Here is a 21,006-nt window from a genome sequence, read left to right on the forward strand (position 1 = left end):
CCCTCCCCATCCGTTATGCTAAACTCCGCCACTGACGATACGAGGAGCAAGCGATGTCCTTCTTTCCCGGTAACGATCCCGTCGCGGGTGATGCCTTTGCCTGCGATGCCATCGAGAACCTCATCATTCCCCGCACCAGCGACATTGGCGGCTTTGCGGTGCGGCGTGCGCTGCCGACCCGGCAGCGGCGGCTTGTCGGCCCCTTCATCTTTTTCGACCGCATGGGCCCGGCGATCCTGAAGGCCGGTGAGGCGCTGGATGTGAAGCCGCATCCGCATATCGGGCTTTCCACCGTCACCTATCTTTTCGACGGCGAAATCAAGCACCGCGACAGTCTCGGCACGGAACTCGTCATCCGCCCCGGCGACATCAACCTGATGACGGCCGGGCGCGGCATCGTGCATTCGGAACGCACGCCGGAAAATCTGCGCGGCCATCCGCTGTCCATGTCCGGCCTGCAGACATGGCTTGCCCTGCCAGACCATATGGAAGAAATCGCTCCCGCCTTTGCCCACACGGCGAAGGAAGACATGCCGCTGATCGATATCAAGGGCGCGGCCGGCCGGGTGGTGATCGGTGAATTCGAGGGGCTCACCTCCCCCGTTTCAGCCTTTACCGATACGCTTTATGTCGACCTGACTCTGGAACCGGGTGTAAAGTTTCCCTTTTCCGCCGACCACGAAGAACGGGCGATCTATATTCTCTCCGGCTCGCTGGATGTGGCGGGCGATATCTTCGCCGCGGATCAGTTGCTTGTCTTCCGGCCGGGCGACGACATCACGCTTCAGGCCGGCAGCAATGGCTGTCACATCATGATCTTCGGCGGGGCGGCGCTCAATCAGCGCCGCTACATCTGGTGGAACTTCGTTTCGTCATCAAAAGAACGCATAGAACAGGCCAAACAGGAGTGGAGAACCGGACGCTTCGATATCGTTCCCGGCGACGAAGAAGAGTTTGTCCCTTTGCCGGAAGGTTGAAATTCTATAGAAGTGTACGACATGCAAGGCCCAACCGTTGGCTTTCACCCCGAAAGCCGCTCTGGCGCGCCCTGCTGACGACAAGAAAAGGCCGAACGATTGACCGGAATGCCACAGACACCATTGCTCGACCGGGTGAATTTTCCCTCCGACCTCAAGGGGATCGACGATCGCGACCTGCCGGAACTGGCGCGGGAACTGCGAGACGAGATGATTGACGCGGTGTCGAAAACCGGTGGGCATCTGGGCGCCGGCCTTGGTGTGGTGGAATTGACGATTGCCATCCACAAGGTCTTCAACACACCCGAAGACCGGCTGATCTTCGATGTTGGCCATCAATGTTATCCTCACAAGATTTTGACCGGCCGGCGCGAGCGCATCCGCACGCTGCGGCAGGAAGGCGGCCTTTCCGGCTTCACCCGGCGGGCTGAGAGCGACTATGACGATTTCGGCGCCGGCCATTCCTCCACCTCCATTTCCGCCGGTCTCGGCATGGCGGTGGCGGCGGGTCTAGACGGCAGCGACCGCAAGGTGATCGCCGTCATCGGCGACGGCTCGATGTCGGCGGGCATGGCGTTTGAGGCGCTTAACAACGCCGGTGCACTCGATGCGCGGCTGATCGTCATCCTCAACGATAATGACATGTCGATTGCGCCGCCGACGGGCGCGATGAGCGCCTATCTGGCGCGTCTCGCCTCCGGCCGCACCTATATGGGTTTCCGCGATTTCGGCAAGAAACTGACAGCCTATCTCGGCAAGACTATCGACCGCGCCATTACCCGCGCCGTCACTCATGCGCGCGGTTACGTGACCGGCGGCACGCTGTTCGAGGAACTTGGCTTCTACCATATCGGCCCGATCGACGGTCATTCCTTCGATCACCTGCTTCCCGTGCTGCGCAATGTGCGCGACAACCAGAAAGGCCCCGTCCTCATCCATGTGGTGACGCAGAAGGGCAAGGGTTATGCACCGGCGGAAGCCGCAGCCGACAAATATCACGGCGTCAACAAGTTCGACGTCATTACCGGCGCGCAGGCGAAAGCCAAGCCGAATGCGCCGAGCTATACCAGCGTCTTCGCCGAAGCCCTGATCCAGGAAGCGACGCTCGACGACAAGATCATCGGCGTCACCGCCGCCATGCCGAACGGCACGGGGCTCGACAAGATGGCCGAGCTGTTCCCGGCCCGCACCTTCGATGTCGGCATTGCCGAACAGCATGCCGTCACCTTTGCGGCGGGGCTTGCGGCCGATGGTTACAAGCCGTTCTGTGCGCTTTATTCCACCTTCCTGCAACGCGGTTACGACCAGCTGGTGCATGATGTGGCAATACAGAGCCTGCCCGTGCGTTTCCCCATCGACCGCGCCGGTTTTGTCGGCGCCGATGGGCCGACCCATGCCGGTTCCTTCGATACGACTTTCCTCGCTACCCTGCCCGGCATGGTGGTGATGGCGGCCTCGGATGAGGCGGAGCTGAAACATATGGTGCGCACGGCAGCAGCCTATGATGAAGGGCCGATTTCCTTCCGTTACCCGCGCGGCGAAGGCGTGGGCGTCGAGATGCCCGCGCGCGGTGAGATTCTTGAGATCGGCAAGGGCCGCGTCATCAAGGAAGGCACCAAGGTTGCCCTCCTCTCCTTCGGCACCCGCCTTGCGGAATGCCTTGCGGCCGCCGAGGATCTGGATGCCGCCGGCCTTTCGACGACGGTCGCCGACGCGCGCTTCGCCAAGCCGCTCGATCTCGACCTCATCCGCCAGCTGGCGAGCCATCATGAGGTGCTGGTGACCATTGAGGAAGGCTCTGTCGGCGGTTTTGGCGCACATGTGCTGCATTTCATGGCCAGTGCCGGTTTGCTCGACCACGGCCCCAAGGTTCGCACACTGACCCTGCCCGACCAGTGGGTGGAGCAAGCCAAGCCCGAGACCATGTATGCCAATGCCGGCCTCGACCGGGCCGGCATCGTTTCCACCGTGTTCAATGCGCTCGGCCAGCGTCAGGCCGGCATGGGGTTTGCCGGTTAAGCCCGGTCGAAGGAAATGACGGAGCATTCGGCGTGACTGACGTCACCCGCATACTCCATCACCGGAAAATCGGAAGCCATGGTCTTACGAACGCCGGCACAACGGATTCCCGCAAAAACCTTCGCTGGATGCGGGCCGGAGATGATCTGCAAGGTTCCATCGGCATTGTGACGCGCCCAGGCTCTTCCTGATATCGTGTCGGCGCACATGATTTTGCCGATGACGTCGCTCTTGATCTTGTCGGCGGAAAGCGTTTCCGCATAGGTAGCCGTGGAACTCGCCAGGACGGAAATCAGGACCGCAAAAACATTCGCATTTGCAGGTTCTCCAGATTTAGTTCGACTTCATAAGCTCTTGATATATTGCCGTGACCTGATCGCCTTTCGACAGTTTTCCTAGCTCGTCATCGTAATAACCGCCGCCCTTGTCTTCGTCGCCGTTCCAGAGCGTCCAGTATTTTTTACCCTCTCTGTACCACGCCCAGCAATCCTTGCCTTTTTTGGTTGAACTGCCTTTGAGGTCCATCAGCTCGTAACTTGTGCAAAGTTCATTTTCGCGGACAGACCATGTTCCGCTGGCGACGGATTCGTCGTTTTTCCCCACGAGCAGAAACGTGCCATCGGGCGAGAAGACAGCACGACTTCGGCGCCATTCGATCGTTTTACCAGAATAGATCGCCACAACCTCCTGCGACGTCAGTTTGACCGCCTGCTGAGGAAGATTGTCCGCAGTGGCCATGCCCCCGAAGAGAAAGGTCGCAATAACAAAAATAAAAGGATGTATTTTCATTTTATTCTCCACCTAACTATCTATTTTTAAATATAAATTTTTGAAAAAAGCGGGTTCCCATACATTTGGGCACGCTATCCGTTTGCGGATGACTCTTTATCTTTTGCTCTCCAGCATCCTTCCGCCTGCATAGACTGCGCTTCAATTCGATTTTGCCATGATCTCCTGGTAACGCTTGGTGACCTTGTCCCCGTTCGACAACTTTTTCAGCTCGCCGTCGTAATAGCCGCCGACTTTGTCCTTTTCCCCGCTCCAGAGCGCCCAGTATTTTTTGCCCTGCCTGTACCAGGTCCAGCAATCTTTGCCGGTGTGGATTTTCCCTTCCTTGAGGCTCTTTCCCTGAAATTCGGCGCATACCTCGTTTTCGCGCGCCGACCATTTTCCCTGGCCGGCAAAATTCCCGCTTTTACCGACGATGAAATAGCTTCCATCCGGAGAGAAGTAAGCGTTGCTGCGGCTCCACTCACTGGATTTCCCGGCATAAAGAGCCTGCGCCTCCGCCTGTGTCAGCTTCACGGCATCCTTCGGAAGCCGGTCGGCCAAGGCCGTTGCAGAGAAACAACCGATTGCAGTAAAAATAATAATCGATCTCGGTATAATCATTTCGACTTCCTCCAGATTGCGATGAGGAAGTCTAGCAGTGAAAAAATCAAAGCAGACACTCCCAATCGGGAGCGTTTTTTGAGATATCTAGGTTTATATCATAGCGTCATTCTGCCGATTTCGAGGAACGCAGATATGAACTCGAATAGATTATTAGAAATTTCCGATGAAATATCCTCTTCCATTCAAGCGGCGGCTGTAGGAGCGAGCTCGTGGAAGAATGTGTGTACAAACTTCACGAAAGCTTTTCCCGGCTCTTATTCAGCACTCATAAGTCAAAGTTTCAGAAATTCCGACTTAAACTACGCCGTTTGCTCTGAACTGGAAGAAAGCCACCTGAATTCCTTTCTCAGCCATTATAGCAACATCAATCCCTGGCGTGCGTTTTGGCAGGGCGCGAGAAACGGGTCTATAATTGTCGCTGAAAGAGACGATCCCGCAAGGCAGTACTATGGAAGCAGGTTCTACAATGAGTGGATGAAAGCTGTCGGAGACTTTGACGCAGCGGTAGGACTCCGTCTGCAAGTGGCAGACGACGAGGTTATTTACCTGCCGATTCACTTCTCCGCCAGCCTATCGTCAACCTATGATTGGCAATTGGAAGCGGTGATGCAAAATACGCGCCGCTCGCTGACGAACGCACTGGAAATAGCAACCTATGTCCGGGACACCTCGGGCAGGATCGCCGCGAAATCGGCGCTTGTCAGTCTCGGAAACGTCATCGCTTTTGTCGTTGACGACCGGTTGAAGCTGAGGGAAGCAAATCAGGCTGCGACCGAAGCATTTGTTCGCGATTTTCCTGTTGGATGCCGGCACAACACGATTTCCTTTGCCACACCGTCCGTGACAGCCTCTCTCACGAGATGCCTCAGAAACAGACCCCGTGATTTCGCCACCAAGTTGGTGATGCAAGCGGAAAACGACCGATGGCTGATCGTCGTCAACCAGTTGCCCCAGCTTTCGGGATTTCTATTGGCAAGAGGGCGTGATCAGTTCCTTGTGCAGATGCGAAAGCTGACATCGCAAAATGAGACGCTGGATGGCGATATTCTTGTTCGAACCTATGGCCTGACACGCTCGGAGCTTGGCCTGTGCAAGGCCTTGGCGGCGGGACTGATGCTTGCTGACGCGGCGTCGGCCAATCGGATCAGTTACGAAAACAGTCGCCAGAAACTGAAATCCATATTCAGAAAGACCGGCGTTGGAAGCCAGTCGGATTTGAAAGCGCTGCTGCGGATTTTCGGCTGACAGTTGTCACCACCCCTCCCAGCTGGGACGCGCGCACCGAGCCCCGTCTATGCGATATGCTTGCAATCTGGAAAACCCTACTTCACGGAGACGCCGATGAAGCATTTCATCTTTTTTCTGGCCTTTTCGATCCTCCTACCCTCGTACAACGTCCGTGCTGGAGGGTTCAGCAGTTTTGATCTTCAAACGGCCGGTAAATCTTACGCAAATTCTCAATCGCGGGCGCCGGATGGATCGGTTGCGGAGCGCTTCGAATTGCGTTCCGGCGATTGCCCACAATCGACTGGCGATTGCCGAGCCGACCGGGAGCGTGTCGAAAAATCAGAACAATTGCCCGCATCCAGGGTTGGATCGGAGTTCTGGTACAGCTTTTCAGTGTTCCTACCATCGGATTGGCCATCAACCGGGCGACTCACTACAAAGCTGGGGCAATTTCATCAGAAGGGTGACGGCAAACCTCCGGTGTTGTTTCAACTCGACGACCAGACTTATGAGTTTGAACTCGGCGATCCATCCCGAAGGCAGGGCAACCCTATGAAACCCATTGGGGCCTTCAAGAACATCAGGTTAAAATCGACTGCGGCCATGAAAGGCAAATGGACGGATGTCGTCGTTCACGCCAAATGGTCAAGGAAAAACGACGGCTTTATAAAAGTGTGGGTGGATGGACGGCAAAAGGTCAATCTTACTGGCGCGAATGTCGATCGGGATCAGCCAGTTTACTTCAAGTACGGCATCTATCGGAGCTTTGTGAGTCGCGCGAAAAAGCCGTATCCGACACTTGTAGCATGGTACCGTAATATCAATCGCGGCGTGGCGAGGGCTGAAGTGGAGAGAAAATAGGGCTTGCATAAGATGGGGCGCAGAAGCGCCCCACAGTCTGTTTCTCTTGATAGGTCAAAACCCGTCTCAGAACTCCGTCCAGTCCTGATCCTTGGCGGCCGGCGCTTCGGCCGCACCGCCGAAGGCGCGGGCAAGGCTCTGGCCAAGCGCACGGGCCGGCGATGCTACCGGTCGTGCCGTTGCGGAGGCCGGTTTTACCGGAGCCTTGCGGACCGGTGCGGCCGGCGCAGGCTGAAAGGCGGGCTTTGCCGAAGACTGGCGGGGAGCGGAATAGCCGCCGACACTGTTACCGGCACTGGCAACGGCAGCGCGCGCGCCGCCCATCCTGAACTGGCCGAGCAGGCCGTTCAGCGCTTCCGCCTCGCGCGCCAGCGAATGGCTGGCGGCGGTCTGCTGTTCCACCATGGCGGCGTTCTGCTGCGTGCCCTGATCCATCGTGTTCACAGCCGTGTTGATTTCCTGCAGGCCGGTTGCCTGTTCGCGGGAAGCGACGACGATGGCGCTGACATGGGCGTTGATCTCTTCGACTTCCGCCACGATGAGCTCCAGAGCCTTGCCGGTTTCATCGACCAGATTGACGCCGTTTTCCACCTGCTGGCTGGAGGCACTAATAAGTGTCTTGATTTCCTTGGCGGCGTTCGCGGAACGCTGGGCAAGTTCGCGGACTTCCTGTGCAACCACGGCGAAACCCTTGCCGGCGTCACCGGCGCGGGCGGCTTCCACGCCGGCGTTCAAGGCCAGCAGGTTGGTCTGGAAGGCGATATCGTCGATGACGCCGATGATGTTACCGATTTCGCCCGAGGATTTCTCGATTTCGCGCATGGCGGCAACCGCCTTGCGGACCACGACGCCGGATTTCTCCGCACCGGCGCGGGCGCGCTGGACCAGATTGCCGGCATCTTCCGCGCCGCGGGCGCTGTCGCGCACCGTGGTGGTGACTTCTTCGAGCGCTGCGGCGGTTTCCTCGATGGAGGCCGCCTGCTGTTCGGTGCGGCGCGACAGATCGTCGGCGGCGGAGAGCATTTCCGAAGCGCCGGCATTGATCGCGGCCGCATTCTCACCGACGGTGCGCAGCGCCTGCTGGAGTTTTTCGACGGCGCTGTTGAAATTCACGCGAACCGGATCGATGGCGGGCGCAAAAGGCGTCTCGATGCGATAGGAGAGATCGCCATCCGCGAGAGCGGCAAGGCCCTTGCCAAGCTCGGCGCTGGCGAAAGAGCTGGCGGCTTCGTCCTTGGCCTTTTCTTCCTCGTTGCGGCGGCGTTCAGCCTCTGTCGCAGAGCGCATGCGATCGGTCTCGCCGGCAAGGCGGGACTTTTCAAGACCAGCTTCCTTGAAGACAAGAACTGCCTTCGCCATCTTGCCCACTTCGTCTCCCCGATCCGTGGCGGGTACTTCCGTCGTCAGATCGCCATCGGCAAGCCGGCTCATGGCCGCCGTCATGCCGACGATGGGCGTAACGATGGAACGCGACAGCGCCCAGATAAGGGCGACGGCCAGAAGACCGGCAACCGCGCCGCCGCCCAGAAGCGCATATTTGAGGTGCAGTGCGGCTGCCCGCTGTTCTGCGGCGTAAGCGGCGGACAGGCCGTTCAGCTGCTCCTTGATCTTGGCGGCGGAGGCACGGAAGCCGTCGAGCTGGCCCTTGGCCTGATTGCGGCCGATCTCGATGATGTCGGAAATTGGCGCTTCGGTCGCCTTGCGCGCCGCAATCTGCGGTTCCGCCAGTTCCTTGAAGAAGACGGTCGCCGATTTTTCCATATCGTCAATGGATTTCAGAATTTCGGGCTCACTGGCGGCCAAAATGCGCGCCTCATTCAGCTTCTTCAGCATGATGTCGCGCTGGGCGAAAACATCACTATAGGTGCTATCGCTGCGAAACAACAGGAAGCCGCGCTGGTTAACGGCCTGCTCCAGCATGGCCGCCGTCGCACCATCCACGGCGTGCATGATGTTGTTGGTGCGATTGTTCTCAATCGCGACTCGCTCGCTCCCCAGCGTCTGCCAGAATACGACCGCGGAAGCGAGCAGACACACGCTCATCAAGGCACAGAAGGTGGCTATAAGCTTCAGGTTAATGGGGAGGTTTTTCAGCGACATCGCAAACTCTCTCGGCGACCCGATGCCTCGAAGCAAGCGTCTGCGCTGCAACGGCCGCAATTTTGTGAATGGGAGAAGATGCCATCATGGCGGGTTCCGGTGGCCGCACGGGCCGTGGGCACAAAGTGATATACAAGCCTTTATATTGGATTAATCGAACATTCTGACTTTGCGGTGCAACATCCATGGACGGCGGCGGGCATCGCCGGTCCCTTTTCGCGATAAATCGCTTGCATCGGCGGGGTTTGGCGGTCATTGACACGGGACCATGTCCAAAACATCTGAAAATGAACGGCTTGACCAGCTTCTTGTGTCGCTCGGCCACTTCGCCAGCCGCTCGCGTGCACGCGACGCGGTTGCGCGCGGCACCGTGAGCGTCAACGGCAAGACCATCACCAAACCGAGCCAGACCGTCGCCAGCGATGCCGCGATCGCCATCAGCGACCCGGCACAGGCCTATGTTTCCCGCGCAGCGCTGAAGCTCGTGGCCGCGCTCGATCATTTCCGGCTCGATCCTTCGGGCCATGACTGTCTCGACGTCGGCGCTTCGACGGGTGGTTTTACCGAGGTGCTGCTGGAACGTGGCGCCAGACACGTTACTGCCATCGATGTCGGCCACGGACAGATGCATGCAAGGATCGAGAACGATCCGCGCGTGAGCAATCTGGAAGGGCTGAATGCGCGCTTCCTGACGGCGGAGGATATCGATGACCGGCCCATCGGCTTCATCGTCTCCGACGTTTCCTTCATTTCGCTGAAGCTCGCGCTTGCGCCGGCACTCGAGCTTGCTGAGCCTGGTGCTCTCGCGGTTTTGCTGGTGAAGCCGCAATTCGAGGCGGGGCGCGACGCCATCAGCAAGGCCGGGCTGTTGAAAGAACCGGAAACGGCGCCTGCCGTAGCCGCCGAGCTGGAGCGCTGGCTGACCGAGGACATGGGCTGGAAAAGCCTCGGTCTCATTCCCTCGCCGATTTCCGGCGGCGACGGCAATATCGAATTTCTTCTCGGAGGCGAAAAGCCATGAGCACACAGACCGTCACCATCAAGAGCCTCGGCGCGCAGGGCGACGGTATCGCGCACTGTCCCGACGGCCCGGTCTATGTGCCCTTCGCACTGCCTGGAGAAACAGTGGCCATCGCCAAGGTGAAGGATCACGGCACCGTCATGTCGATAACGGAAGCCTCGGCGGAGCGCCGTGAACCGGCCTGCCGCCACTTCGGTCCCGATGGCAAGAACGGCACCTGCGGCGGCTGTTCCCTGCAACATTTCGCCGATCAGCCTTACCACGCCTACAAGCGGGAGCTGGTGGTTTCGGCGCTGAAATCGAAGGGCCTGACGCCGCCGGTCGACGATCTCGTCATCTGTCGCCCCGGCGAGCGCCGTCGTGCGGTGTTTGCCGCCCGCAAGACGGAAAAGGGCCTGCTGCTCGGTTTCAGCCAGGCGAACAGCCATCACATCGTCGCCATCGAGGAGTGTCCGGTCACATCGCCCGGCATCGTTTCGCGGCTCGATGCCATCCGCGCCATCGGCCTTTCCATGGTGGCGAATGCCGAACCGTTCCGCATCACCGTTCTCGAAACGCTCTCGGGTCTCGATATTTCGGTCGAAGGCATCAAGTCGGTCAGCGACAAGCAGCGGCGCACACTCACGGAAACGGTGCTTGCCATGCGCGGTATTGCCCGTGTTTCGCTCTCAGGTGAAATTCTGATCGAACCGCAAAAGCCGATCATCGAGTTCGGTGGCGTTGCGGTTTCCCCGCCTGCTGGCAGTTTCACACAGGCCACGAAGCAGGCGGAAGACGCCATGGCCGAGCTGGTGCTGGCCCATGTCGGCAAGTCCAAACGTATTGCCGATCTTTTCTGCGGTTCCGGCACCTTCGCGCTGAGGCTCGCACGCATCGGCAAGGTGCATGCGGTGGAGGCGGAAGAAAAGCCGCTGAAGGCACTGGACTTCGCCGCCCGCAACACACAGGGCCTCAAACCGGTGAGCGTCGAGAAACGCGATCTCTTCCGCCGACCGCTGATGACAAGCGAACTGAAGAATTACGACGCTGTCGTGTTCGATCCGCCGCGCGCCGGTGCGGAATTCCAGTGCAAGGAACTGGCCCGCAGCACGGTGAAGAAGATCGTTACGGTAAGCTGCAATCCGCTGACGCTTGCGCGCGATCTTACCATCCTCACGGAAGGCGGCTATCGCATCATCCGTGTCACGCCGGTCGATCAGTTCCTGTGGTCGCCGCATGTGGAAGCGGTGGCGACGCTGGAGAAATAATCACCAGGCCGTATCGACCGTGCCGTTGCCGACCACGCCCGAGCAGCGGCAGGCGCCGCCCACACGGCCGCGTTCCAGCGGGCAGATATAGGGCCGGCGGCGATTGGCGCTCTCCGGCGGAGTGATGACGCAGACGAAACGGGCGCGGCGCTGGCGGTCGCGGTTGCGGCCGGAATAATAATCCGAGTCATCGTCTTCGGTAATGACGGATTGCGCCAGAATGACATTGCCGGCGGAAACCACCTGGGGGCGTGTTATAGCCGCCGCTTCAGTGACAGTGGCGGCGCAGAGGAAGATGGACAGGGCAAACACGACGTGACGCATGCGGGTGGCCTTCGGGCGTAGAGCTTGTACGATCCGGTCTTGGTCGGACCGATTTGATCGACCATACATAATCCGCCTTCGCAAGCACAGTGGCTTCAAACTTCCGACGATGCCGCCGGCTTCTTCTCCCCGCCGGGGAGAAGGTGGCCCGAAGGGTCGGATGAGGGGGCTAAGTTGCCTAATATCTTTACCCTCGCCCCCTCATCCCGCTGCCGCGGACTTCTCCCCGGCGGGGAGAAGAAACAAGCGGCAGGCTTCCCGATTCCCGCGGCACTTAACGGCGCATGAATGCCTCGAAGGCAGCGCGCGCTTCGGTGCTTTGCAGCTGCGCGATGAAATGGCGGCCTTCCTCTTCGATGCGGGTGAGAAGATCGTCCCGATTGCCGCGAACCAGATCGCGGGCGATCTTCAGCGCCTGCTGCGGTTTGGCCGCAAGCCGGGTGGCGAGCGCCAGCGTTTCGCTTTCCACATGTTCAGGGGCGACAACTTTCCAGATCATTCCGGCCTGCAATGCCTGCTCGGCGGAAAAACCTTCGCCCATGGCAAGCAGCGCAAAGGCGCGCTGGTGTCCCATGAGCTTCGGCACGAGCAGGCTGGAGGCCGCTTCCGGCACCAGCGCCAGATCCACGAATGGGGTCTTGAACAGGCTGCGGCTGGAGGCGACCGTCAGGTCGCAATGCAGGTTCAGCGTCGTGCCGATGCCGATGGCGAGCCCGTCGACGCCGGAGACCATCGGCTTTTCGAAGGCGACGAGTGCTTTCAGAAGCTCAAGCGCGGCAAGCTTGCCCTTGCCGCCCGACATGGCGAAGGCGAGGAAATCGGCCATGTCGTTACCGGCGGAGAAGCAGCCTTCCGTGCCGAGAAAGGCAACGACGCGGATTTCCGGGTCCGCATTGGCGGCGTGCAGGGCGTCTGCCATGCGCAGATACATGGCATCGGTGATGGCGTTTTTCTTGTCCGGCCGGTTGAAGCGGATGGTCAAGACTTCCGGCGCATGGCCGACGCGCTCGACGAGAATGTGTTCGTCCGACATCTGAGCCTCCTCAAACCAATACGGTGCGGGCGGCGGCAAGGCTCGCCGCCCCGGCCATAACGCGGTCCTTCAGCGCCGTCGTTTCCGCCAGCAGGTTTTCCGCTGCAAACCGGCAAAGGGCGGCGCGATGTCCGCCCCTGCCATCATCGACGGCAGCCAATGCGCCCTTGGCGAGATAGGCGCCGGTGAGCGCCAGACCGAAGAGGCGCTGATAGGGTGTCGCGCCGGCGAGCGCCGTTTCGGTTTCGCCCCCCTTGATGCGGTCCAGCAGCCAGTCCGTCGCCGTGCCCAGATCGGTAAGGCTGGCGTCGAGATAACGGCCGGTCTCGCCGAGATCGTCGCGGTTCGACGCGGCTGTGCGGGCGGCGATCTCACGCAGTTCGGCGATGAAACCGCGTACCTGTGCGCCTTCGGAGAGCGGCAGCTTGCGCAGCACCAGATCGATGGCCTGAATGCCGTTGGTGCCTTCATAGATCGGCGCGATGCGGGCATCGCGCAGATAACGCGCAGCACCCGTTTCCTCGATAAAGCCCATGCCGCCATGCACCTGAATACCCATGGAGGCGACATCGACGCCGGCATCAGTGGAGAAGGACTTGGCGATCGGGGTCAAAAGGGCAGCGCGCTCCTGCCAGTGAGCGCGCTGCCGGGCGTCTTCAGTCGCATGCGCCATGTCGATGGCATGCGCGCAGCTGAAGGAAATCGCCCGCGACCCTTGAGTGAGCGCCTTCATCGTCAGAAGTGTTCTGGCGATATCAGGATGTTCGATGATCGGGCTCATGCCGGAACCCTGCCAGCTGGGCGCCTTGCCCTGCGTGCGCTCCCTGGCATATTCTATGGCCTTCTGGGTCGCCGCTTCGCAGATCGCCACGCCCTGCATGCCGACGGCAAGGCGGGCGTTGTTCATCATAGTGAACATGCAGGCGAGACCTTTGTTCTCCTCGCCGATCAGCCAGCCGAGCGCGCCCTTTTCGTCACCGAATTTGCCATCGCCGAAGATCATCGTGCAGGTGGGCGAGCCGTGAATGCCGAGCTTGTGTTCCAGCGAATGGCAGAAAAGATCGTTGCGACTGCCCGGTGCGCCGTTCTCATCGGGCAGGAACTTCGGCACGAGGAACAGCGAGATGCCGCGCGTGCCGGCCGGCGCATCCGGCAGGCGAGCGAGAACGAGGTGGATGATATTGTCCGCCGCGTCGTGTTCACCCCAGGTGATGAAAATCTTCTGGCCGAAGATGCGGTAGGTGCCGTCGCCGTTGCGTTCCGCCCGGGTCTTCAGGACGCCGAGGTCCGAACCCGCATGCGGCTCGGTGAGGTTCATGGTGCCTGTCCATTCGCCGGAGACGAGTTTCGGCAGATAGGTGCGCTTGAGGTCATCGCTGCCGTGGGCGACAAGGGCTTCCACCGCGCCCATGGTCAACGTCGGGGCCAGCGCAAAGGCCATGGAGCCGGAATTCCACATTTCGAGTGCTGCGACATTCAGCATATGCGGCAGGTTCTGGCCGCCGAATTCTTCCGGCGCCGTCAGGCTGTTCCAGCCCGCTTCCGCCCAGCGGCGGTAAAGATCGGCCCAGCCATCCGGTGTCGTCACCTTACCATCGGTTATCTTTGCGCCCTGGCGATCGCCGATTTCGGCGAGAGGTGCGACCTCTGCGGTGGCGAAACGGCCGGCTTCGTGCAGAATGGCATCGACCAGATCTTCCCCAAGGTTTCCCAGCGCACCCGTCGCGAGCGCGTCTTCAAGACCCGCTACATGTTTGAGTGTAAAGGCGATATCGTCCACCGGCGCGCTATACATGCTGCCTCCTCCCGAAGCTCTGGCATCTTGCTACTGCCTTCGGGCTAAATGATTTTTACGTAAACGTCAATTTGAAAATTCCCGTCATTTCGGCAGGCTTGTTATAAAACTGTCATATGAATTTGCTCAGCATGCGGTGAAAGGCGCCTCGCCGCCGCCGCTCCCATACCGGAACGACGGACGCCTCCCTCCTCCCATCCAGCCGGTCAGGACTGCCACGATGGATCTCGTTACACCCGTTATTCCGGGCCTTGTCTGGGCCTATCAATTCCAGCCCGGCACAGCCCCGTGCCGCCGGCTTGCGCCCGATGCCGGCTTTGATGAAATGGCCGGTTGCGCCGGGTTCTTCTGGCTGCACCTCAACCTTGCGGATCAGCGTGTGGCGGGTTTTCTCGAGACCATCAACGGCCTCGACCCGGCGGCGCGCGCAAGCCTCACCACCCATGAGACGCATCCCTCCATCGTGGTCGATGAGAAATCACTCTATGGCACATTGGTCGATTTCCAGCGGGAATTCGACAAGGAAACGCGCGATTTCGGCTGGCTGCATTTTGCGGTGAGTGACCGTTTCATCATCACCACCCGCCTGCAGCCGTTGCATTCGGTGGACCGGCTGAAGGCCGCCGTCGACAAGAATTCCAACCGCTACCTCACGCCGTCGCATGTCTTCGAGGGGCTGGTGGCGGAATTCCAGCGCTCCCTCATCAATCTGGTGATGGAGACGACGGAGGAGCTGAACACCATCGAAGATCTGGTCTATGACAGCGAGACACGCGACGAACGGCGGCGTCTTGCCCCGCTGCGCCGCACGGTGGTTCGCCTGCACCGGCATCTGCGCACTGTGCTGACCCTGATGCGGCGAGCTTCGGCCGCCGATGATGATGAGATGCCGGATGGTTTCGAGGATGTCGCCTCACGCCTGATGGGCCGTCTGGAGGCTGTCGATCACGACGTCTACGCCCTGCAGGAGCGGGCAAGGCTGCTGCATGAGGAAATCGATTCCAAGCTCTCCTCCGAAACCAACCGACACCTTTATATCCTGTCGCTGATGACGGCGTTCCTGCTGCCGCCCTCGCTGGTGACCGGTTTTTTCGGTATGAATACGGATGAACTGCCGTTTACCGTCGGCACCGGCGGCACGCTGTCGGCCAGTATCTTCATCGTTATTTCGGTGGCGCTTGCCTGGTTCGTGCTGAAGCGCGCGCGAATCCTGTAACGCAAAGAGCCGCCCGGTATGATCGGACGGCTCTGTCAATTTTAGCCTGGCAAGCCATCAGCTATAAGGCGAATAGCAAAGCTGGCGCGGGCCGTGATACGGCTGGAAGGTGTTGGTGCGGGCATCGTAGGAACGATAGCGACCATAGCACCAATTCACATGCGCCTGGCTCAGACCGCCACGATAGATCGGGCGGTGTTCCCGATAGACCGGGCGCGGACGATATTCCGGAACCGGGCGGTAGACTTCACGCGGCTGCGACAATGCGCCGCCGATGATAGCGCCCGTCGCAAAGGCTGCAAGCGGGAACCAGTAGCCGTCGTGGTGGCGGTAACCCGGACGATATTCGCGATAACCGCGATGACCGCGATACCAGCCGCGGCGATCGCCCCAGCGGTCGCGATCGCGCCAATATTGCACGTTCACGATATTCTTGCCGGCATCACTGCCGGCGGTCTCGACGCTCTTCGGCGCGGTCGGCAATGGCATTGCCGCTTCCGCCGGAACGATCGCTCCTGCAACCACGATTGCAGAAAGACCGGCAGCCAGGATATTCTTCATATAGCTTTTCATCTGACTTCCTCCATCCACGACGGTCAACAGGCCGTTGTCCGTGAATAATAACACTTTTTTCTTCTCATTGGGCCAGTTTGTTTCATCTGGCTGCAACTTACGGAATACAGGCTAGGCGTTTGCGCCTGAACCCAGCATTAACGGCGTCATCACGCTTCGTTTATCGACAGCGGCGCGGCAAAAGCAAAAGCCCGGATTAATCCGGGCTTTCGAAAAACCGTCATCAGCGGCTGTAAGGCGACACGCATATGCGGCGCGGGCCGTTATACGGCTGGTAGGTGTTGTCATAGGCGCGATACGAGCGCCAGCGGTTCTGACACCAAGCCACATGGCTGCCGCCATAGGCCGGACGCGGTTGCTGCATGGCGCCGCCGATAATCGCACCTGCCGCAAAGGCTGCCAGCGGGAACCAGTAACCATTGTGGTAGCGGTAACCCGGCCGGCGATCGCGATAACCACGATGGCCATTGTACCAGCCGTTTCGATGCGGCGGCGGGCGGCGCATGTGTCGCCCATCCCAATGGCGGCGACGATCCCATTCGCGGTACTGCACCGGCACCACATTTTCAGTCGCCACAGCCGGCTTCGTCACCGGAACGGGCACCTGAAACGCCTGCGATGGGGTAAAGCTGGTCAGGAATACGACAATCGCTGTCGCGACACTCGTTCTCCGGAAATTCATCATGACCTTCCTCCATTTGCTTCAGCGCGTTGACCGCGCCTTTTCACTCACTCGCTCTTGTCGGAGATCAAGGTTCGCCCCCGCTCTATGCCCGAAAAGAATTCGATGACGTGCAAACGAATTTAGGGAAATTTGGTTCCATGACAACCATCGGGTGAATGAAGGAGGTTTGAAACGCCTGCTGGCGTCAGGCCTCCACCTTCACATCTGTCAACGGGCGTGAGCAGCAGGCGAGAATATAGCCTTCCTCGATCTCCTCGTCGAGAATGCCGCCATTGTGGTTCATCTCCACCTCGCCGGAAAGCTTCAGTACCCGGCAGGTGCCGCAGATGCCGGATTCGCAGGCCGCCCCGATACGGACGCCGGCGGCGCGCGCCGTCATCAGGACCGTCTGGCCGGGCTGGCAGGCCATCTCTTTTCCGGAAAGGGTGAAACCCACCATCGACAGCGCTTCGCCATCCGCACCGGTAAGTACGGTTTCACCAACGGTGACCGGCGCAGCCGGCGCGAAGCTTTCCTGATGATAGCGCCCCATGTCGAAACCGGATGCGTCGAGCATCGAACGGACCGCCGCCATGAACGGTTCCGGGCCGCAACAGAAGACGGTTCGCTCCATGAAATCGGAAGCCAGCAGCGCGATCTTGGCCTTGTCGACCATGCCTTTCAGCCCGGACCACAGATCGGTGCGGCCGCATTTTTCGACAATGAAGCCGAGCGACAGGTTCGGCATGAACCGGGCGAGATATTCCAGTTCGTGACGGAAGACGATATCGCCGGGCGTGCGCGAACAATTGATGAAAGCAATATCGCTCTGCGGTGCGCGGTCACTCATGTCGCGCACCATCGACATCATCGGTGTGACACCGGAGCCTGCCGAGATGAACAGATATTTGTCGCCGGGATGCTTGACGTAGGAAAAGTCGCCGAGCGGGCCGAGCGCCCGGATTTTCATGCCGGGCCTCAGATTGTCGAACATCCAGCGCGTGCCGATGCTGTTGGCCTGCGCCTTGACCGTGACCGACAGCGCATAGGGCCGCGACGGACTGGAGGACAATGTGTAAGTGCGGTAAAGCGGCTCCTTGCCCACCGGCAATTCCAGCGTGACGAACTGGCCCGGCAGATAACGGAACCAGTTCTGATCCTCCGAACGGAACAGAAACGTCATCACATCAGCCGTCTCGGGCGTCACCGAGATGCATTCCAGAAGCTGGAGCTTGTCGCTCCAGGGCTTCATCTCATCAATATGTTTATAGGTCACAACCATATTCATCTTCGCATCACGCTACAGCCGAAAGCCGGGACTTGTCGCCCGAGAGCCGGTCGATCATGAAATCGGAATACCAGTTGACGAACTGCATCACGCCGCCTTCGTCCTCCATGGAATAGGGGCCGGGCTCATAGGCGGGGGAACGAATGCCGAAGGCATTTTCCTCGACGATGCGGCGGTCCTGATCGTTGGTCTCGTTCCAGACGTGGGTGAGGTCTTCGAGATCGTAGTCCACGCCTTCGACGGCATCCTTGTGCACCAGCCATTTGGTGGTGACCATGGTCTCCGTGGCGCTGAGCGGCAGCACCCGGAAGGAAATGGTGTGGTCGCCGAGGAAGTGGTTCCAGGTCGTTGGGTAATGGAACAGCAACAGCGCGCCGATATGGCTGATGCTCACATCATCAGACAGCGGCCGACGCACGGCGGGCTTGCCGGACATGGTGTAGCTTTCCGCCTCACCGATCAGCGGCATACGGGCGACGCGGAACTGTCCGTTCTTGTCGATCTTGAAACGGCTCGGCAGGCCGGCGGCCTCGCAGCGCGCCCAGTGGCCGCCGATCTCGGGATCGCTCGCGCCGCCGTCCGTTCCCGTCACGCTCGGGTTTTCGGGATAGGTGCGGCACAGTTCCGGGTGGTTTGCGGCGCAATGGTAGCACTCGCGGTTATTTTCCCAGACGAGCTTCCAGTTGCCCTTTTCGATGATCGTGCTCTCATGCGCGACCTTCGCCTCCCAGATACGGTGCGGGGCCATGTAGCTCTCGACTTCCTTGCGCATCGGCTCGAAATCGGCCGGCTGATCGGCAAGGCAGATGAAGACGTAACCGGCGACGGTTTCGCAGGCGACCGGCTTCAGGCCAAAATCGCCCTTGTCGAACTCTTCGCCCATATGGCGCGCAAACAGCAGCTTGCCGTCGAGATCATAGGTCCACTGATGATACGGACAGACAAGGCGGGCCGACTGGCCCTTCTGCGTGGTGCAGACGCGGGAGCCGCGATGGCGGCAGGAATTGTGGAAGGCGCGGATTTGCCCGTCACGGCCGCGAACGATGACCACAGAATAAGCGCCGACCTGCACGGTGAAATAGCTGCCGGACTTCTGGACTTCGCAATCATGGCCGACAAACAGCCAGTCGCGATACCAGATGGTTTCCATGTCCAGCTTGAAATAATCCGGGTCCGTGTAGAAGGGCTGCTCCAGGCTGAAGCCTTCGCGGCGGTTTTTCAGCTGGCGCAATACGGTATCACGCAATTCCATGGCCAAATCCTCGATCAAACCGCCCTGCCCGACACCATTTGCGGGGTTGCGGAAGCATGTACTCATCTAAACACCGGCGGTCATTTGCGGCAGCACAGACAGCGACATCGGCTTCCGCATTGGCGACAAATTGCGACATGCGCAATCCGCCGCCACAAGCCATTCCACTGCTAAATCCGACAGCTATTTGGCGCCTGCAACGACGTCGCAATATGACGCATAATACCGCACTCTTTACTCCCCACCCGTAAGAAAACGGGGGATGCGGCGCAACGGAGTATTAACGCGCCCCAATTTATCTTGCCGGACCGCAGCAACGAGGGTGTTCCTGGTGGAGAAGGCGACACGCATACGCTATTTCGATGCGAGCAGGCATTCGGTCGCACCGATACGCTCGAAGACCGCACATTCCGATTTTCTGCGGACAGGGCGCATCAGCCGTTATGAAGAGCGATGGCTGCCGAAAGAACGAGCCTATTACAGCCATGACGAAGTGGCTGCTCTGACGGGGCGAAAGCTGGAAGCTGCCGCCGACGCCACCCACAGCCGTCTGAACGGCTTTCACCAGTCCATCCGTTTTCCGAAGATGGTTTTTCACCATCTGCTCAATGACCGGCCGCATCTCGGCTATTGTCACGTCACGGCGGCGAAAACCAGCTTCGATGCCGAGCGCCATGTGCTCTGGTCCTTTTATTTCGCGAATTTCTTCGCCGAGCTGAGCGGGGCCGAAAACTTCTTCGAAAATATCGATGCGCGCTATTCGCGAATGTATTTCGCCGTCGCCATCAACGCGCTTCCCGACAAGGAGATCGCCGTCGACACCTCCGTTCATCGCGGCGGACTGCTGTTCCAGACCCACGATCCACGCGTGGCGCTGAAAAACGTGCTGATGCTTGGCGCGCGGTCCGAGGAGATGCGCAGGATCATCAAGGCGATATAAAACTTTCCATAGGCCTCTGAAATACGCTATTGACCGCCCTGAAAGGCAGCATCATGGCGCGTCATATCGATATAGACAAAGAGCGGGAAACGGCCCTGCAGGCATCCGTGGCGGAGCTTGCCGCCGGCCAGCCCATCGCCCTGCCAACGGAAACGGTCTATGGCCTTGCCGCCGACGCCACCAATCCGGCGGCGATTACCCGCATTTACGAGACGAAAGGCCGGCCGCAGTTCAACCCCCTGATCTGCCACATGGCCGATATCGCCATGGCCGAACGTTATGCGGTTTTCGATCCCATATCGCTGAAGCTCGCAGAGGCCTTCTGGCCCGGGCCGCTGACGCTGGTGCTGCCGGTGAAGGCTGGAAGCGACATTCATTCGCTGGCGACGGCCGGGCTCGATACGGTCGGTATTCGTGTGCCGCAGGGTTTTGCCGGCGATCTGATCCGACGCTTCGACAGGCCGCTGGCCGCCCCCAGCGCCAATAGTTCCGGCAAGATCAGCCCGACAAGCGCCGCCCATGTGGAGGCGGATCTCGGCCAGAAGATCAATCTCATTCTCGATGGCGGCGCGGCCGCCGTCGGTGTCGAATCCACCATCGTCAAGGTGGAAGAGGATGGCCGGGTGCGGCTGCTTCGTCCCGGCGGCATCGTCACCGCGGATATAGAGCGCATTGCCGGCAAACGGCTCGAACGGCCGAAAAAAGCCGCCGCCGCCATTGAAGCGCCGGGAATGCTGGCCTCGCATTACGCGCCGGGTGCGGCCGTGCGCCTTAACGCCACATCGGTTCGGCCAGGTGAAGCGCTGATCCGCTTCGGCGGCGTCGCCGTTGCCGGCGAAGAAACGGCGCGCGCCGTGCTCGATCTCAGCCCTTCCGGCGATCTTGCCGAGGCCGCCGCCAATCTGTTCGATTATCTGAAAGCCGCCGATGCAAGCGGCGCAGACATGATAGCCATCACCGCCATTCCCACCCATGGCCTCGGAGAGGCGATCAACGACCGCCTGTCCCGCGCCGCCGCGCCGCGAGGCTAACGGCGCCCAATCCTTTCGCCCATGTTTCAAAAGCCAGCGAGAC

19 protein-coding genes are annotated in these 21,006 nt (G+C 59.9%); 9 read left to right on the forward strand and 10 right to left on the reverse strand.

All coding sequences use genetic code 11. The features are described 5' to 3' along the window. Nucleotides 1–53: 53 nt before the first annotated feature. Both AGR1_RS09870 and dxs read left to right on the forward strand, forming a co-directional pair. The gene (locus AGR1_RS09870) at nucleotides 54–977 is read left to right on the forward strand and encodes a pirin family protein (RefSeq protein WP_149146810.1); all 924 of its coding nucleotides are present in this window, start codon (nucleotides 54–56) and stop codon (nucleotides 975–977) included. A gap of 99 nt (nucleotides 978–1,076) precedes the next feature. Beyond that, a complete protein-coding gene (dxs, locus tag AGR1_RS09875) occupies nucleotides 1,077–2,996 on the forward strand; it encodes a 1-deoxy-D-xylulose-5-phosphate synthase (protein WP_149146811.1) in 1,920 nt (639 codons plus the stop codon). A 333-nt stretch (nucleotides 2,997–3,329) separates the two neighbouring features. On the opposite strand, the gene AGR1_RS09880 is transcribed toward dxs, so the two are convergent. After that, a complete protein-coding gene (locus AGR1_RS09880; protein WP_149146812.1) occupies nucleotides 3,330–3,785 on the reverse strand; it encodes a DUF995 domain-containing protein in 456 nt (151 codons plus the stop codon). Nucleotides 3,786–3,926: 141 nt separating this feature from the next. Then, complete coding sequence (locus AGR1_RS09885; protein ID WP_149146813.1) at nucleotides 3,927–4,388, reverse strand: DUF995 domain-containing protein; 462 nt, start codon at nucleotides 4,386–4,388, stop codon at nucleotides 3,927–3,929. Nucleotides 4,389–4,523: 135 nt separating this feature from the next. Here AGR1_RS09885 and AGR1_RS09890 point away from each other — a divergent pair, with 135 nt between their 5' ends. Further along, nucleotides 4,524–5,636, forward strand: a complete 1,113-nt coding sequence (locus AGR1_RS09890) for a hypothetical protein (RefSeq protein WP_149146814.1) — start codon at nucleotides 4,524–4,526, stop codon at nucleotides 5,634–5,636. 96 nt (nucleotides 5,637–5,732) lie between these two features. Then, nucleotides 5,733–6,479 (forward strand): polysaccharide lyase, encoded by a 747-nt coding sequence (locus tag AGR1_RS09895; protein ID WP_149146815.1) that lies wholly within the window; start codon nucleotides 5,733–5,735, stop codon nucleotides 6,477–6,479. A 66-nt stretch (nucleotides 6,480–6,545) separates the two neighbouring features. On the opposite strand, the gene AGR1_RS09900 is transcribed toward AGR1_RS09895, so the two are convergent. Continuing rightward, nucleotides 6,546–8,579 carry a methyl-accepting chemotaxis protein gene (locus AGR1_RS09900; RefSeq protein ID WP_149146816.1) on the reverse strand — a complete coding sequence of 678 codons (2,034 nt, stop codon included), beginning with the start codon at nucleotides 8,577–8,579 and terminating at the stop codon, nucleotides 6,546–6,548. A 268-nt stretch (nucleotides 8,580–8,847) separates the two neighbouring features. On the opposite strand from AGR1_RS09900, the gene AGR1_RS09905 reads away from it, so the two are divergent. Both AGR1_RS09905 and AGR1_RS09910 read left to right on the forward strand, forming a co-directional pair. After that, nucleotides 8,848–9,600, forward strand: coding sequence for a TlyA family RNA methyltransferase (locus AGR1_RS09905; protein WP_149146817.1), 753 nt, complete (start codon nucleotides 8,848–8,850; stop codon nucleotides 9,598–9,600). Continuing rightward, the gene (locus AGR1_RS09910; RefSeq protein ID WP_149146818.1) at nucleotides 9,597–10,847 is read left to right on the forward strand and encodes a class I SAM-dependent RNA methyltransferase; all 1,251 of its coding nucleotides are present in this window, start codon (nucleotides 9,597–9,599) and stop codon (nucleotides 10,845–10,847) included. Before AGR1_RS09905 ends, AGR1_RS09910 begins: the two co-directional genes overlap by 4 nt. Here AGR1_RS09910 and AGR1_RS09915 read toward each other — a convergent pair whose 3' ends face one another. From AGR1_RS09915 to AGR1_RS09925, 3 genes are all read right to left on the reverse strand, one after another. Then, nucleotides 10,848–11,171 (reverse strand): hypothetical protein, encoded by a 324-nt coding sequence (locus tag AGR1_RS09915; protein WP_149146819.1) that lies wholly within the window; start codon nucleotides 11,169–11,171, stop codon nucleotides 10,848–10,850. Nucleotides 11,172–11,445: 274 nt separating this feature from the next. Continuing rightward, on the reverse strand, nucleotides 11,446–12,204 hold the full coding sequence (locus AGR1_RS09920) for a crotonase/enoyl-CoA hydratase family protein (protein ID WP_149146820.1): 759 nt from the start codon (nucleotides 12,202–12,204) through the stop codon (nucleotides 11,446–11,448). Nucleotides 12,205–12,214: 10 nt separating this feature from the next. Further along, nucleotides 12,215–13,999 carry an acyl-CoA dehydrogenase gene (locus AGR1_RS09925; RefSeq protein WP_149146821.1) on the reverse strand — a complete coding sequence of 595 codons (1,785 nt, stop codon included), beginning with the start codon at nucleotides 13,997–13,999 and terminating at the stop codon, nucleotides 12,215–12,217. A gap of 220 nt (nucleotides 14,000–14,219) precedes the next feature. Between AGR1_RS09925 and AGR1_RS09930 the strand changes: the two genes are divergently transcribed. Beyond that, entirely contained in the window at nucleotides 14,220–15,215 is a 996-nt protein-coding gene (locus AGR1_RS09930) for a transporter (protein ID WP_149146822.1), read from the forward strand. Nucleotides 15,216–15,272: 57 nt separating this feature from the next. On the opposite strand, the gene AGR1_RS09935 is transcribed toward AGR1_RS09930, so the two are convergent. The 4 genes from AGR1_RS09935 to AGR1_RS09950 form a co-directional block, all read right to left on the reverse strand. Next, nucleotides 15,273–15,788: a BA14K family protein gene (locus tag AGR1_RS09935; RefSeq protein WP_080791253.1), complete on the reverse strand. Its 516-nt coding sequence runs from the start codon at nucleotides 15,786–15,788 to the stop codon at nucleotides 15,273–15,275. A 223-nt stretch (nucleotides 15,789–16,011) separates the two neighbouring features. Continuing rightward, nucleotides 16,012–16,473, reverse strand: a complete 462-nt coding sequence (locus AGR1_RS09940) for a BA14K family protein (protein WP_080791254.1) — start codon at nucleotides 16,471–16,473, stop codon at nucleotides 16,012–16,014. 184 nt (nucleotides 16,474–16,657) lie between these two features. After that, nucleotides 16,658–17,740, reverse strand: a complete 1,083-nt coding sequence (locus AGR1_RS09945; protein ID WP_149146823.1) for a hybrid-cluster NAD(P)-dependent oxidoreductase — start codon at nucleotides 17,738–17,740, stop codon at nucleotides 16,658–16,660. A gap of 7 nt (nucleotides 17,741–17,747) precedes the next feature. Continuing rightward, complete coding sequence (locus tag AGR1_RS09950; protein WP_077983039.1) at nucleotides 17,748–18,992, reverse strand: aromatic ring-hydroxylating dioxygenase subunit alpha; 1,245 nt, start codon at nucleotides 18,990–18,992, stop codon at nucleotides 17,748–17,750. A 331-nt stretch (nucleotides 18,993–19,323) separates the two neighbouring features. On the opposite strand from AGR1_RS09950, the gene AGR1_RS09955 reads away from it, so the two are divergent. Together AGR1_RS09955 and AGR1_RS09960 are read left to right on the forward strand one after the other, a co-directional pair. After that, on the forward strand, nucleotides 19,324–19,932 hold the full coding sequence (locus AGR1_RS09955) for a DUF6656 family protein (RefSeq protein ID WP_162927415.1): 609 nt from the start codon (nucleotides 19,324–19,326) through the stop codon (nucleotides 19,930–19,932). Nucleotides 19,933–19,985: 53 nt separating this feature from the next. Then, the gene (locus AGR1_RS09960) at nucleotides 19,986–20,963 is read left to right on the forward strand and encodes an L-threonylcarbamoyladenylate synthase (protein ID WP_080793162.1); all 978 of its coding nucleotides are present in this window, start codon (nucleotides 19,986–19,988) and stop codon (nucleotides 20,961–20,963) included. The last annotated feature ends 43 nt before the right edge of the window (nucleotides 20,964–21,006 follow it).

This window comes from Agrobacterium sp. B1(2019) (assembly GCF_008274755.1).
Taxonomy (GTDB): domain Bacteria; phylum Pseudomonadota; class Alphaproteobacteria; order Rhizobiales; family Rhizobiaceae; genus Agrobacterium; species Agrobacterium salinitolerans.